Here is a 14,214-nt window from a genome sequence, read left to right as displayed (position 1 = left end):
GTTTACTCAAAAGGCGGCGGAGCCAGCACTTCACGATTACCGTTATGCCCCTGAGCGCTGACAATACCCTGCGCTTCCATCTGTTCGATAATACGCGCCGCACGGTTATAGCCGATGCGGAACTGACGCTGAACGCCGGAAATGGACGCTTTACGCTTCTGGGTGACGAAATTAACGGCCTGATCGAATAGCGCATCTAATTCTTCGCCGCCGTCAAAACCGCCACCGCCACCTTCGCTTTCGCTGTCGGAGGTAATGCCATCCACATATTGCGGACGACCGCGCGCTTTCCAGTCCTGCACCACCGCATGGACTTCCTGGTCACGCACAAACGCCCCATGGACACGTACCGGCATGGTGGAGTTTGGTCCGGAATAGAGCATGTCCCCCATTCCCAATAGCGACTCAGCGCCACCCTGATCAAGAATGGTGCGGGAGTCGATCTTACTGGATACGGTAAAAGCGATACGGGTTGGAATGTTGGCTTTAATTAAACCAGTAATCACATCGACCGACGGACGCTGCGTCGCCAGTACCAGGTGAATCCCCGCGGCGCGCGCTTTCTGCGCCAGACGCGCGATCAGCTCTTCAACTTTTTTACCGACGGTCATCATCAGGTCGGCAAATTCATCAACCAGTACCACGATATACGGCAGTTTTTCCAGAACCGGATGCTGAACATCCATACTGTCGCCCGGCTTCCAGTACGGGTCCGGAATCGGACGTCCCATGCGGGCCGCTTCGGCGATTTTCTCGTTATACCCAGCCAGATTACGCACGCCGAGCGCGGACATCAGCTTATAGCGACGCTCCATCTCATTGACGCTCCAGCGTAACGCGTTAGCCGCGTCTTTCATGTCGGTAACAACTTCTGTCAGCAGATGCGGTATACCCTCATAGACCGAGAGTTCTAACATTTTCGGGTCGATCATGATAAAGCGAACGTCTTCCGGCTGCGCTTTATACAGCATACTGAGGATCATGGCGTTAACTCCGACCGACTTACCGGAACCGGTCGTACCGGCCACCAGCAGGTGAGGCATTTTCGCCAGATCCGCCACTACCGGATCGCCCGCGATATCCTTACCTAACACCACGGTAAGCGGCGACGGATTCTCGCGGAATTTGGCGTTATCCAACACTTCGCGCAGATAAACGGTTTGCCGTTTCTTGTTCGGCAATTCCAACCCTACGTAAGGTTTGCCTGGAATGACCTCCACAACGCGTACGGCTACCGTTGACAATGAGCGCGCCAGATCCCGGGAAAGGTTGGAGATACGCGCCGCTTTAACGCCCGGGGCCAGATTCAGTTCAAAGCGAGTAATGACCGGGCCTGGCGAATAGTTCACCACATCAGCTTTAATGCGGAAATCCGCCAGACGCGCTTCAACCAGACGCGCCATTTGCTCCAGCGCAAAGGTATCTACCGGTTCAACTTCGCTCGGCGGCGGCGTCAGAAGATCTAACGAAGGCAGCGGCGTCGTCGGACGCTGTAATGGACGACTGTCGCCGTTACGCATCAACAGCGGGTGAATCAGGCTGTCTTGCGGCGCTGTCGGCTGTTGCGGCTGCTGATACTGCGGTTGCGGCGCTACCGGCTGTTGCGGCTGCTGATACTGCGGCTGCGGCGCTGTCGGTTGCTGCGGCTGCTGATACTGTGGCTGCGGCGCTACCGGCTGCTGCGGCTGCTGATACTGCGGCTGCGGCGCTACCGGCTGTTGCGGCTGCTGATACTGCGGTTGCGGCGCTACCGGCTGCTGATACTGCGGCTGCGGCGCTACCGGTTGCTGAACAGGCGTTGATTCGGGCATGACACCCGGCGTGAACAGCGGTTCGTGCGGGCCTTCATCAACCAATACTTTCATTGGCGAGAAATCCAGATCGTCCAGTGAGAACGGCTGCGCGCCAGCGGGTTGCTCGCCGGAATATCGCTGCTGTTGCGAAGCGGCAAACTGGCGGGCTAATTCAGCTTCCGCAGCGGTATCGTCATCTTCTGCCTGTTGAGTATCATGCTGATACGTCTCACCATAACGATGCTGCTGCGACTGCGCAAACTGACGGGCTAACTCGTCCTGATGCATTGCATCTATTTCTTCATCGGTTAGCTGCGCGCCCGTCTCGTACTGATTGCGCTCCGCCTCGCGGGCTTTTTCTTCTGCAATCCTCTGTGACGGCAGCTTAATACCGTACGACGCCAGTTCCCGTCGGGTCGGCACGCGAACGCGGTTCGGACGCGGCAGTTGCGGACCAATCCCCTCTTTCACCTGCGGACGCGGCGCGCCGCCGGTAGCCAGACCAAATGCAGGCGCAGCGGCCGCGGCGCCTGCTGCCAGAGCGCCACTCTTAATACCTGCGTCAAGCGACGCGGCGGCGGCTACCGCTTCCACTGGCGGTATGGATGGCGCGACAGATACCGTAGGTTTGACCGGCACGTTCTCTTTTACCGGCTCCGGAATCGGTTGATACCATGCCGCCAGTTGTTCGCGCTCACGGGCGCGTTTCTCTTCCACCTCTTCAAAATAGTAAAGCGGAGGACGGGCGGGTCTGGTCTCTTCTATGACAGGTTCAGGCTCGGTGGCAACCGGCTGTTCGATAACCGGCGGCATGTGGGAAGGTTCAGCCGCTATCGGCTCCGGCTGATAAACCGGCGTCGGCTGATGGGTCGGCTCCGGCTGCCAGTGTTGTTCGGCATCCGGCGCCTGCCATTGCGGCTGTGTTTCCTGCGGCGCAAGAGAGTCATACTCTGCTGCGGTCGCTGGCGTCGCGGCGTATTGCGGCGCGGAAGCGACAGGCACAGGTTGCTGCCACGGCGCACTTTGCGCCTCCTGCGGTTGAGCATATTGCGGATGCGGCTGATACCCCTCCGGCGCAGGCGCGATAACTGGCTCGCCGGTTTGCGGCCCCGGTACGGGCTGCCACTCCACGGTCGGTTGCGCGACAACCGGCTCAGCCCCCGGCATGGGCGGCGTTTGCATTATGGGATCGGCGGACGCTGCCCACGTCTGGGTGACGGCAGTTGCGGCCGCAGCGGCGGCAACCGGTTCGGTAACAGAATGGCCGTTTAACAGCGGATCATATTCATCATATTCCGGCTGCGTCGCACGGTTGCCCGAAAACAGAACGTCGTCGGGATCGGCAGCGACGCCGCGCGCGCTATACTGAATGTCCTCGTCATCATCCATCCGTTTGCCGGAAAAGAGCGCGGCATCGGTCTGACGGCCCCGTGGATTGCTGAATTTTTCAGCCAGTCGCTTACGACGCGCCAACGCGCCGCGCAAAATACGCGCCCGGCGAGATTCACGCTGCACGCCGTCGGTTTCTTCATCGTATTCGTCATCATACTCTTCGTCGTCAACCCACGTATCATCACGCCGGGTACGGTTGCTGGCGAAGGTCAGTATATTAAGCAACCAGCCGCCTAATTTTTCGGCGATACTAACCCAGGACCAACCGGTAAAGAGCGTCAGCCCGGCAGCCCAAATACAGAGAAGCATTATCGTTCCGCCGCTACTATGCAACAACGGCTGCAGCGTGGTGCTTAACAGGCTGCCAATTACGCCGCCGGAGGCGAAATACCAGATATCGTCGGCATTAATGGCCGCCAGACCGCAGGAAGTGAGAATCAGCGCCAGCACGCCGATAAGGCGTAGCGACACAGCAAAATAGTCGATGTAATCATCCGTAGACTGATGACGCCACGCAAACCAGCACCCGCCGACAATAATGACAGGGATGGTGTAGGCCATTACGCCAAAAATAAAGAACAGTGTATCGGCCAGCCACGCGCCCGGCGCGCCGCCTAAATTATGGATGGGTTCATGCCAGGCGGTTTGCGACCAACTGGGGTCCGAAGGGTTAAAGCTCAACAAGGCCGCCATCAACCAGACGGCAAAAAGGGCAATAAGTATCAACAACGCTTCCAGAAGTCGGCGCCCGCTGCTTAACTTCGTCAATGTGACGTCTTTGTCTTCAGTATATTCCTGGCTCAAAAAAGGCTCTCCAGGTTCCAGGCTTTTCCCGCCCGATGCTAAAACGGACAACAGCACCGGGTTGCCCCGGCACTGTTGCTGTATGGATTAACAGGAGTGTAATCAAACTACGGCGATTTTGCACCTGTTCCGTGTTAGCGTGTCTTAATAACCAGACGATTACTCTGTTTTACCTCTTCCATCACTACGTAAGTTCGGGTGTCGTTCACACCTGGCAAGCGCAGCAACGTCTCTCCCAATAGTTTTCGATACGCTGACATATCCGGTACACGGGTTTTCAACAGGTAGTCGAAATCGCCGGAAACCAAATGACACTCCTGAATCTCTTCAAGCTTTTGCACGGCAGCATTAAACTGTTCAAACACATCCGGCGCGCCGCGATTTAAGGTAATCTCAACGAATACCAGAAGTGACGCATCCAGATAATGCGGGTTCAACAGCGCCGTATAGCCCTGGATAAACCCCTGTCGCTCCAGCCGACGCACACGCTCAAGGCAAGGTGTCGGCGAAAGCCCTACTCGTTTAGAAAGCTCGACGTTGGAAATACGCCCATCCTTTTGCAGTTCATTAAGAATGTTACGATCGATACGGTCGAGATCTTTGCCAGGGCGCTTCTTGCTATCTACCATTATTATTGTCTCTCTGTATTCCTTCCCTACTCCTGCCTGACTCTACTCACATCACTGTTCAGAGTCGCTGCCCATCACAATAGACCGAAACCCAGAGGGATTAACGGCGCGCAATGCCTGGTCTATGGTGAGAAGACCGTTGCCTCGCGGCAGCTATCGACATCACGAATGGCGTCTGTCCACGCCATGCGTAGATTTCACTAGCCCGGTAAACATGGTATTTACATGCATGATTATGCAGCACATACATAACACAGTTTTTTTCTTCCTCGAATGTTTTCGCAAAACAGCAGGTGATTGTCAAAGCAAAACATCGATTTTTAGTACAACATGCCAGTTATTCATTAGAGAGGGCGGTAAACTGTCATTTCGTCACCTTATAAGTTACCGATTTCAAGTAAAATTTGTGATGATAACGTCGCTGTCCCGGTCGTTCATCGGTTCATGCTATTACACATATTGTTAACAAAATCGTTATGCTCTTTTTTTACGTCTGTAAATTCCCTACAATTCTGCTCATTGTCTGCCAACAACTATGGGGATCTCATGGGCACGACCAAACACAGTAAGCTGCTTATTCTGGGCTCAGGACCGGCGGGATATACCGCGGCGGTGTATGCCGCGCGCGCAAATTTACAGCCAGTACTTATTACCGGTATGGAAAAAGGCGGTCAACTGACTACCACGACGGAAGTGGAAAACTGGCCCGGCGATCCAAACGATTTGACCGGCCCGCTGCTGATGGAACGCATGCATGAACATGCGGCAAAATTTGAAACCGAGATAATTTTTGATCACATCAACAAAGTGGATCTGCAAAATCGTCCGTTCCGTCTGACAGGTGACAGCGCAGAGTACACTTGCGATGCGTTGATCATTGCGACCGGCGCTTCCGCGCGCTATCTGGGGCTGCCATCGGAAGAAGCCTTTAAAGGGCACGGCGTTTCCGCCTGCGCAACCTGCGACGGTTTCTTCTACCGCAACCAGAAAGTGGCGGTGATCGGCGGCGGCAACACCGCGGTTGAAGAAGCGCTTTATCTGTCCAACATCGCTTCGGAAGTGCATCTTATCCATCGCCGTGACGGTTTCCGCGCTGAAAAAATCCTTATTAAGCGCCTGATGGATAAAGTCGAAAATGGCAATATCATCCTGCACACCAACCGGACGCTGGAAGAAGTGACCGGCGATCAGATGGGCGTCACCGGTCTGCGTCTTCGCGACACGCAGCAGAGCGATAATATCGAGACGCTGGATATCGCCGGACTTTTCGTAGCCATCGGTCATAGCCCAAACACGGCGCTCTTCGAAGGCCAGCTTGAGCTGGAAAATGGTTATATCAAAGTTCAGTCCGGCACCCATGGCAACGCCACACAAACCAGCATCCCTGGCGTATTCGCGGCGGGTGACGTTATGGATCATATTTACCGTCAGGCGATCACCTCTGCAGGTACGGGCTGTATGGCGGCGCTGGATGCTGAACGCTATCTCGATGGTCTGGCCGACGCGAGCAAATAGTTTTTACAAATCAGTAACAAAAGTAAAAAAGGCGACTATAAGTCGCCTTTATTTTTGCGTCGTTGTAACATTGCCCCTGCCTGAAATTCTAATAACTCACCTGCTAAGCGTGCAATGAATAAAACCCGTCAAAAAGAGCTGACCCGCTGGTTAAAACAGCAAAGCGTAATCTCCCAACGGTGGTTGAATATTTCCCGCCTGTTGGGATTCATGAGTGGCGTATTAATTGTCGCTCAGGCCTGGATCATGGCGCGTATCCTGCAACATATGATCATGGAGAACATTCCACGGGAAGCGCTGTTGCTCCCTTTTATCCTGCTGATACTGGTCTTTGTCCTTCGCGCCTGGGTGGTGTGGTTGCGCGAGCGTGTCGGTTTTCATGCCGGACAACATATTCGCTTTGAGATCCGCCGTCAGGTGTTGGATCGTCTGCAGCAAGCCGGCCCTGCCTGGATTCAGGGCAAGCCCGCCGGTAGCTGGGCGACGCTGGTGTTGGAACAGATTGACGATATGCATGACTATTATGCGCGCTATCTGCCGCAAATGGCGCTTGCCGTTTGCGTACCGCTCTTAATCGTGGCGGCGATTTTCCCGTCAAATTGGGCGGCGGCGCTGATTCTGCTGGGCACTGCCCCGCTCATTCCCCTATTTATGGCGATGGTGGGAATGGGCGCGGCTGACGCCAACCGCCGCAATTTCCTGGCGCTTGCCCGGCTAAGCGGCCATTTTCTTGACCGTCTGCGCGGGATGGAAACGCTGCGAATTTTCGGTCGTGGAGAAGCGGAAACCGAGAACATTCGCGCAGCATCGCAGGATTTTCGTCAACGCACGATGGAAGTACTGCGCCTCGCCTTTTTATCTTCCGGCGTGCTGGAGTTTTTCACCTCGCTTTCTATTGCGCTGGTCGCCGTTTATTTTGGCTTCTCTTACCTGGGCGAGCTGAACTTTGGTCATTACGGTACTGGTGTGACGCTCGCCGCCGGGTTCCTCGCTTTGATCCTCGCGCCGGAGTTTTTCCAGCCGTTACGCGACCTCGGCACGTTTTATCATGCTAAGGCGCAGGCGGTTGGCGCGGCGGATAGTCTGAAGACATTTCTGGAAACACCCCTCGCCCACCCGGCGCGCGGCGAAGTTGAGCTGGCGGAAAACGAACCTGTAACCATTGACGCAGTCAATCTTATTATCACCTCGCCAGAAGGCAAAACGCTTGCCGGGCCGCTGAATTTCTCATTAGCGGCAGGAGAACGCGCCGTCCTGGTAGGACGCAGCGGTTCCGGTAAAAGCTCTCTGTTGAATGTATTATCCGGTTTTCTCTCCTATCAGGGATCTTTGCGTATTAACGGTGTCGAGCTTCGCGATCTCTCGCCGGAATCCTGGCGCCAGCATCTCTCCTGGGTCGGACAAAACCCGCAATTACCTGCGGCGACGCTACGCGAAAATGTATTACTGGCGCGCCCGGACGCCAGCGAGCAGGAACTTTATGCCGCGCTTGACGCCGCATGGGTAAGCGAGTTTTTACCGCTGCTGCCGCAGGGAGTAGACACCCCGCTCGGCAATCATGCCAGCAGACTTTCCGTCGGCCAGGCACAGCGTGTAGCGGTCGCCCGTGCGCTACTTAATCCCTGTCAACTGCTACTGCTGGATGAACCGGCGGCAAGCCTGGACGCTCACAGCGAGCAACGCGTCATGCAGGCGTTAAAAGCGGCGTCAAAACGCCAGACCACATTAATGGTGACGCATCAGTTGGAAGATCTCGCCGACTGGGACGCTATCTGGGTTATGCAAGATGGCGCGATTGTCGAACAAGGCAGTTATGCCGAACTCAGCGCCGCCAACGGCGCTTTTGCGACGTTATTGGCTCACCGTCAGGAGGATATTTAAATGCGCGCGCTACTCCCTTATCTGACGCTTTATAAACGCCACAAATGGATGCTAACGCTGGGAATTGCGCTGGCAATCCTGACCCTGCTTGCCAGTATCGGGCTGCTGACGCTTTCCGGCTGGTTCCTGTCCGCGTCCGCTATCGCAGGCTTCGCGGGAATTTACAGTTTTAACTATATGCTCCCGGCAGCCGGAGTGCGCGGCGCGGCCATTACCCGTACCGCCGGTCGTTATTTTGAACGTCTGGTAAGTCATGACGCCACGTTCCGCGTGCTGCAACATCTGCGTATTTACACCTTCAGCAAACTTCTACCGCTCTCCCCCGCGGGTCTGGCGCGATATCAGCAAGGTGAACTGCTGAATCGCATCGTTGCCGACGTCGACACGCTGGATCATCTCTATTTGCGCGTCATCTCCCCGCTGGTCGGCGCTTTTGTAGTGATTATGATTGTCACCCTGGGGCTTAGCGTTCTCGACGTGACGCTGGCGATCACGCTGGGCGGCATTATGCTGTTGACGCTGTTTATTATGCCGCCGGTGTTTTATCGCGCCGGCAAAAATACCGGCCAAAATCTGACGCATCTACGCGGTCAGTATCGCCAACAGCTCACGTCATGGTTACAGGGCCAGGCGGAACTCACCATTTTTGGCGCCAGCAAACGCTATCGGGCGCAAATGGAAGCCACCGAATTACAATGGCATGAGGCCCAACGCCGACAGTCTGAACTGACCGCCTTATCACAGGCGTTAATGCTGCTGATTGGCGCGCTGGCGGTGATGTTAATGTTGTGGATGGCCTCCGGCGGCGTTGGCGGCAATACGCAGCCCGGCGCGCTCATCGCGCTGTTTGTCTTCTGCGCGCTGGCGGCTTTCGAGGCGCTTGCGCCCGTTACCGGCGCATTCCAGCATCTGGGGCAGGTTATCGCCTCTGCGCTTCGTATCACTGAATTAACGGAGCAAAAACCGGAGGTGACCTTTCCGCAGGCAGAAACTCCCGCGCCGGAAAAGGTCACACTCACCCTGCGGGACGTTTCGTTTCGTTATCCCGACCAGCCGATTAATGCGCTCAATGCCCTCTCATTACAGGCTAATCCTGGCGAGCATGTCGCTATTCTGGGGCGTACCGGCTGCGGAAAATCAACGCTGTTGCAGCTACTCACCCGCGCCTGGGACCCGCAACAAGGCGAAATTCTGCTCAACGATCTTCCGCTATCCTCGCTGAGCGAATCCGCCTTACGCCAGACTATCAGCGTGGTGCCGCAGCGTGTCCACCTGTTCAGCGCCACACTGCGTGATAATTTATTACTGGCGGCGCCCAATGCCAGCGACGAAGCCCTTTCCGACATGCTGCGTCGCGTCGGCCTCGAAAATCTGCTCGAAGATAGTGGGCTTAATAGCTGGCTCGGCGAAGGCGGTCGTCTGCTATCCGGCGGCGAACTTCGTCGCCTGGCCATCGCCCGCGCGCTGTTGCACGATGCCCCGTTAATGCTGTTGGATGAGCCCACTGAGGGGCTGGATGCGACCACCGAGAGCGAAATGCTGGAATTACTTGCCGATGTGATGCGCGAGAAAACCGTCCTGATGGTGACGCACCGTTTGCGCGGTCTGGCCCGTTTTGATCAAATCATCGTAATGGACGACGGGCGCATCATTGAGCGAGGCACTCATGCAGAATTGTTAGCCGGACAAGGGCGCTATTATCAGTTTAAACAACGTCTGTAAGCTATTATTGAACGATCCGACTTGCGTACTGGAGTTTCGCCGTCATGCGTCTGGTTCAGCTTTCCCGACATTCTATCGCCTTCCCTTCGCCGGAAGGCGCTTTACGCGAGCCTAACGGTTTACTGGCGCTGGGCGGCGATCTCAGCCCTGCCCGGTTGTTAATGGCCTACCAGCACGGGATTTTTCCGTGGTTCTCGCCGGGCGACCCGATTCTGTGGTGGTCGCCCGATCCGCGCGCCGTGCTGTGGCCTGAAAAGTTTCACCTCAGTCGCAGCATGAAGCGCTTTCACAACGCATCCCCTTACCGCGTGACGCTCAATTACGCTTTCGATCGGGTCATTGATGGATGCGCCAATCACCGTGACGAAGGCACCTGGATAACGCGTGGTATTGAGGAAGCCTATCGCCGATTACATGAATTGGGCCACGCGCACTCCATTGAAGTGTGGCGTGATCAGGAACTGGTCGGCGGGATGTATGGCGTCTCGCAGGGGGCGCTGTTTTGCGGCGAATCGATGTTTAGCCGCCAGGAGAATGCCTCTAAAACCGCACTGCTGGTTTTTTGCGCTGAATTTACCCGTCACGGCGGTAAACTTATTGATTGTCAGGTAATTAATAGTCATACCGCCTCGCTCGGCGCCATTGAAATTCCACGTCGTGACTACCTCGATCACCTCGCGGCCTTACGCCAACAACCGCTGGCCTCCCGTTTTTGGGTGCCGCGGACATTATTTTTGCCCCGGAAGTGAATGTTTTCGGCACATTTTTTATTGGGGTGTTATAATTGCTGCCGCAGAATTGGTTTAGCATATTATCCCGCAGCCCGTTGTCAGGTAACGCCCATCGTTTATTTCACCGTTCCCTTATATGTTGCGCTTATGTCGATACATCAGGCGGTAGTATCAGGGAAAGGGTGTATAACGCGGCGTTGTCGTGTGTCGCGGAATCATGTGCTAAACCTGGTTTGCTGTGTTTTAAACGCACAAATCTTTACTTATCAAAAGAAGTTCGGCATTATCTTGCCGGTTCAAATTATGGTAGTGATACCCCAGAGGATTAGATGGCCAAAGAAGACAATATTGAAATGCAAGGTACCGTTCTCGAAACGTTACCTAATACCATGTTCCGCGTAGAGTTAGAAAACGGTCACGTGGTTACTGCACACATCTCCGGTAAAATGCGTAAGAACTACATCCGCATCCTGACGGGCGACAAAGTGACCGTTGAGCTGACCCCGTACGACCTGAGCAAAGGCCGCATTGTCTTCCGTAGTCGCTAATTGTCTCCTCACGCCCTGAAGGGCGGCTGGATAAAAGGTCGGTTTAACCGGCCTTTTTTGCGTCCATTAAGTCGATGAATGACGAGCAGGTTACTCTTCCACCATCCGCGCATACTCTTCCGTCAAAAAATCGACCAACGCGCGTACGGAAGGTAATAATCCTCGCCGGGATGGGAACACAGCATGAATAACCTCCCGCCGGGGCTCCCACTCTTCCAGCACCGCGACCAGTTCACCGGCGGCCAGCTGTTCTTTCACCATTAAGACAGGTAACTGCACAAGCCCCACGCCCGCCATCGCCGCCTCGCGTAGCGCCAACATGTCTGTAGTAATCATACGCGGGGTAAAATGGACTTCCGCACGCGCGCCCTGCGGGCCGTAAAGTTCCCAGCGGTGGATATGCTTGCCGGATGCAAGACTTAGCCCTGGCCAATGACTCAACTCCGCCGGCGCGGAAGGGATTCCCATCCGTGCGATAAGATCCGGGCTGGCAAACAGGCGATGCCCTCTGTCAGCCAGGACGCGCATCACCAAGTCGCTATCTTCAAACGGGCGCGGCCTGACGCGAATCGCCACATCCACCCCCTCCCCTACGACGTCCACCCGACGATTGGTCGCTTCAAGCTGTAGCGAAACATCAGGATAACGCGCCATAAATTTCGCCAGCATTGGGCCGATGTGTACATGCAGCAGCGTCACCGGGCAGGTCAGCTTCACGATACCGCGAGGCTCTACCTGCAATGCGGCAATGGCATCCTGCGCCGCCTGAGCTTCCACCAGCATCGCTTTACAGTGCTCATAGAATGTTTGTCCCACTTCGGTAACGTTAAACTGCCGGGTAGTTCGCTGAATCAATCGCACGCCCAGCCGTTCCTCCAGTTGCGCAATACGCCGGCTCAGTTTTGATTTTGGTTCATCAAGCGCACGCCCCGCCGCGGCAAACCCACCCTCTTCGACCACATGCACAAACCACGCAAAATCATTGAGATCCGTTTTTATCATTACATTGTCCTATTAATGGAACGGTATGAGCCATTTTAGCCACTACCGAACCTTTTGTCATGAATATAAGCTTATTCACATCAAGACAACGCCACTGAGGAGAACACCATGAAACAGATTACAGGCGTCTATACCGCACCTCGCCCGCACTGGGTTGGCGATGGATTTCCGGTTCGTTCACTCTTTTCTTATCAGTCACATGCGCAGCAGTTGAGTCCATTCCTGCTGCTGGATTATGCCGGGCCGCACACATTTACGCCGGGTAATGAAAAACGCGGCGTTGGAGAGCATCCACACCGCGGTTTCGAGACCGTGACGATTGTTTATAGTGGCGAAGTCGAGCACCGGGACTCTACCGGTCGCGGCGGCGTTATCGGCCCGGGCGACGTTCAGTGGATGACCGCAGGCGCAGGCATTTTGCATGAAGAGTTCCACTCCGACGCGTTTACCCGTCGGGGCGGCGAACTGGAAATGGTGCAGTTGTGGGTTAACCTTCCCATGAAGGACAAAATGACCACCCCGGGTTATCAAAGCATTACCCACGATGTTATCCCGACCGTTACGTTGCCGGATGACGCCGGAGTCGTGCGGGTCATCGCAGGGCGTTATGAAGAGACAAAAGGCCCAGCGCACACTTTCTCGCCGCTCAATGTCTGGGATATGCGCCTGCAACGCAATCGCCAGCTTACATTGGCACAGCCGGAAGGATGGAGCACCGCGCTGGTGGTACTGAAAGGCAATATCACGGTGAACGGCACGACGCCGGTCAACGAAGCGCAACTGGTGGTATTGAGCCAGCAAGGGAAAACGCTGCACCTTGAGGCCAGCAGCGACGCCAGCGTATTGCTGTTATCAGGCGAGCCGCTGAATGAACCGATTGTGGGTTACGGCCCATTTGTTATGAACACGAAACAAGAGATCGCAGAAGCAGTCCGCGATTTCAACTCCGGCCGTTTTGGCCAAATCTGAAAACATGAAGGAGAACACGATGTCAAGTCCTGCTAATTTTAATGGTTTGCGCCCGGTAATTGATGTTAACGATTCCGTGATGCTTTTAATCGATCATCAAAGCGGTCTTTTCCAGACCGTAGGCGATATGCCAATGCCGGAATTACGCGCTCGCGCCGCGGCGTTGGCGAAGATGGCGACGTTAGCGAAAATGCCGGTCATTACCACGGCATCCGTACCGCAAGGTCCGAACGGCCCGCTGATCCCGGAGATCCACGCTAATGCGCCACATGCGCAGTATATTGCGCGCAAAGGTGAAATTAACGCCTGGGATAACGAAGATTTCGTTAAGGCGGTAAAAGCGACGGGTCGTAAGACGCTGATCATTGCCGGGACGATTACCAGCGTGTGCATGGCATTCCCGGCCATTAGCGCGGTAGCGGAAGGTTATAAGGTATTTGCCGTGATCGACGCATCCGGTACCTACAGTAAGATGGCGCAGGAGATCACCCTGGCGCGTATCGTACAGGCTGGCGTCGTACCGATGGATACTGCCGCGGTCGCCTCTGAGCTGCAAGGCACCTGGAACCGTGAAGACGCCGCCGCGTGGGCCGACGTTTATACTCAGGTATTCCCGGCCTATCAACTGCTGATCGAAAGCTACAGCAAAGCGCAGGATGTGGTGAAAAACAACGAAATGTTGGATTCACAGCGCTAATTTGCCTCCCCGCGCCAGTTTGGGCGGGGATTATGTCTATTGCATGAGCAAACGACAGTGAATATGTAAATTCTGCTTGACCGTTTTAGCGCAACTCCCTATAGTAGCGCCCCGTTGCCTCCCAAGTGGTCAGGCAGCAATACAATATGGTGAGGTGTCCGAGTGGCTGAAGGAGCACGCCTGGAAAGTGTGTATACGGCAACGTATCGGGGGTTCGAATCCCCCCCTCACCGCCATATTCAAGAAAGAGCTCGTACGAAAGTACGGGCTTTTTTTTCACATAAAGCCCCCCTACAGGGGGGATGAGAACCACCGACCGGGGTTCGACAACTGGCGCAGCCAGTTGGACAGACGACGAGCCTGCGAGGAGACTGCCCGAAGGGCGAGCGCAGCGAGTCAATCCCCCCCTCACCGCCATATTCAAGAAAGAGCTCGTACGAAAGTACGGGCTTTTTTTTCACATAAAGCCCCCCTACAGGGGGGATGAGAACCACCGACCGGGGTTCGACAACTGGCGCAGCCAGTTGGNCA

General features: G+C 55.4%; 11 protein-coding genes, 1 tRNA gene and 1 other RNA gene. 10 read left to right on the top strand and 3 right to left on the bottom strand.

The genetic code is table 11. From position 1 onward, the window contains the following. Nucleotides 1–2: 2 nt before the first annotated feature. Nucleotides 3–3,989, bottom strand: a complete 3,987-nt coding sequence (ftsK, locus tag J4645_RS03305; protein WP_023215068.1) for a DNA translocase FtsK — start codon at nucleotides 3,987–3,989, stop codon at nucleotides 3–5. 134 nt (nucleotides 3,990–4,123) lie between these two features. Further along, nucleotides 4,124–4,618, bottom strand: coding sequence for a leucine-responsive transcriptional regulator Lrp (gene lrp, locus J4645_RS03300; RefSeq protein ID WP_000228469.1), 495 nt, complete (start codon nucleotides 4,616–4,618; stop codon nucleotides 4,124–4,126). 546 nt (nucleotides 4,619–5,164) lie between these two features. Here lrp and trxB point away from each other — a divergent pair. From trxB to infA, 6 genes are all read left to right on the top strand, one after another. Then, the gene (trxB, locus tag J4645_RS03295) at nucleotides 5,165–6,133 is read left to right on the top strand and encodes a thioredoxin-disulfide reductase (protein ID WP_208208936.1); all 969 of its coding nucleotides are present in this window, start codon (nucleotides 5,165–5,167) and stop codon (nucleotides 6,131–6,133) included. A gap of 114 nt (nucleotides 6,134–6,247) precedes the next feature. Further along, on the top strand, nucleotides 6,248–8,014 hold the full coding sequence (gene cydD / locus J4645_RS03290; RefSeq protein WP_001044531.1) for a cysteine/glutathione ABC transporter permease/ATP-binding protein CydD: 1,767 nt from the start codon (nucleotides 6,248–6,250) through the stop codon (nucleotides 8,012–8,014). Further along, complete coding sequence (cydC, locus tag J4645_RS03285) at nucleotides 8,015–9,736, top strand: cysteine/glutathione ABC transporter ATP-binding protein/permease CydC (RefSeq protein ID WP_001202249.1); 1,722 nt, start codon at nucleotides 8,015–8,017, stop codon at nucleotides 9,734–9,736. Between the two features lie 44 nt (nucleotides 9,737–9,780). Then, a complete protein-coding gene (gene aat, locus J4645_RS03280) occupies nucleotides 9,781–10,485 on the top strand; it encodes a leucyl/phenylalanyl-tRNA--protein transferase (RefSeq protein ID WP_001241643.1) in 705 nt (234 codons plus the stop codon). Further along, nucleotides 10,486–10,869, top strand: a complete 384-nt coding sequence (locus J4645_RS03275; RefSeq protein ID WP_001604059.1) for a hypothetical protein — start codon at nucleotides 10,486–10,488, stop codon at nucleotides 10,867–10,869. Further along, nucleotides 10,797–11,015 carry a translation initiation factor IF-1 gene (infA, locus tag J4645_RS03270; protein WP_001040187.1) on the top strand — a complete coding sequence of 73 codons (219 nt, stop codon included), beginning with the start codon at nucleotides 10,797–10,799 and terminating at the stop codon, nucleotides 11,013–11,015. Before J4645_RS03275 ends, infA begins: the two co-directional genes overlap by 73 nt. Before the next feature lie 90 nt (nucleotides 11,016–11,105). On the opposite strand, the gene J4645_RS03265 is transcribed toward infA, so the two are convergent. Further along, nucleotides 11,106–12,017, bottom strand: a complete 912-nt coding sequence (locus J4645_RS03265) for a LysR family transcriptional regulator (RefSeq protein ID WP_000597928.1) — start codon at nucleotides 12,015–12,017, stop codon at nucleotides 11,106–11,108. 108 nt (nucleotides 12,018–12,125) lie between these two features. On the opposite strand from J4645_RS03265, the gene J4645_RS03260 reads away from it, so the two are divergent. The 4 genes from J4645_RS03260 to J4645_RS03245 all read left to right on the top strand — a co-directional run bounded on the left by J4645_RS03260 (nucleotide 12,126) and on the right by J4645_RS03245 (nucleotide 14,100). Beyond that, a complete protein-coding gene (locus J4645_RS03260) occupies nucleotides 12,126–12,986 on the top strand; it encodes a pirin family protein (RefSeq protein WP_000809969.1) in 861 nt (286 codons plus the stop codon). A 19-nt stretch (nucleotides 12,987–13,005) separates the two neighbouring features. Beyond that, complete coding sequence (locus J4645_RS03255; protein ID WP_000097893.1) at nucleotides 13,006–13,683, top strand: hydrolase; 678 nt, start codon at nucleotides 13,006–13,008, stop codon at nucleotides 13,681–13,683. Between the two features lie 148 nt (nucleotides 13,684–13,831). Next, nucleotides 13,832–13,919, top strand: a tRNA-Ser gene (locus J4645_RS03250). Between the two features lie 45 nt (nucleotides 13,920–13,964). After that, a non-coding RNA gene (locus J4645_RS03245) (RtT sRNA) lies at nucleotides 13,965–14,100 on the top strand. The last annotated feature ends 114 nt before the right edge of the window (nucleotides 14,101–14,214 follow it).

The organism is Salmonella sp. 32082101201600294FB01SM01 (genome assembly GCF_017572865.1).
Taxonomy (GTDB): Bacteria; Pseudomonadota; Gammaproteobacteria; order Enterobacterales; family Enterobacteriaceae; genus Salmonella; species Salmonella enterica.
This window is presented reverse-complemented; position numbering and strand designations above follow the sequence as displayed.

Bases quoted from the DNA above. Each gene is read 5' to 3' on its own strand.
- J4645_RS03265 (WP_000597928.1), bottom strand. From the start codon at position 12,017: ATGATAAAAACGGATCTCAATGATTTTGCGTGGTTTGTGCATGTGGTC.
- aat (WP_001241643.1), top strand. From the start codon at position 9,781: ATGCGTCTGGTTCAGCTTTCCCGACATTCTATCGCCTTCCCTTCGCCG.
- J4645_RS03260 (WP_000809969.1), top strand. From the start codon at position 12,126: ATGAAACAGATTACAGGCGTCTATACCGCACCTCGCCCGCACTGGGTT.
- trxB (WP_208208936.1), top strand. From the start codon at position 5,165: ATGGGCACGACCAAACACAGTAAGCTGCTTATTCTGGGCTCAGGACCG.
- infA (WP_001040187.1), top strand. From the start codon at position 10,797: ATGGCCAAAGAAGACAATATTGAAATGCAAGGTACCGTTCTCGAAACG.
- cydD (WP_001044531.1), top strand. From the start codon at position 6,248: ATGAATAAAACCCGTCAAAAAGAGCTGACCCGCTGGTTAAAACAGCAA.
- J4645_RS03275 (WP_001604059.1), top strand. From the start codon at position 10,486: ATGTTTTCGGCACATTTTTTATTGGGGTGTTATAATTGCTGCCGCAGA.
- J4645_RS03255 (WP_000097893.1), top strand. From the start codon at position 13,006: ATGTCAAGTCCTGCTAATTTTAATGGTTTGCGCCCGGTAATTGATGTT.
- lrp (WP_000228469.1), bottom strand. From the start codon at position 4,618: ATGGTAGATAGCAAGAAGCGCCCTGGCAAAGATCTCGACCGTATCGAT.
- cydC (WP_001202249.1), top strand. From the start codon at position 8,015: ATGCGCGCGCTACTCCCTTATCTGACGCTTTATAAACGCCACAAATGG.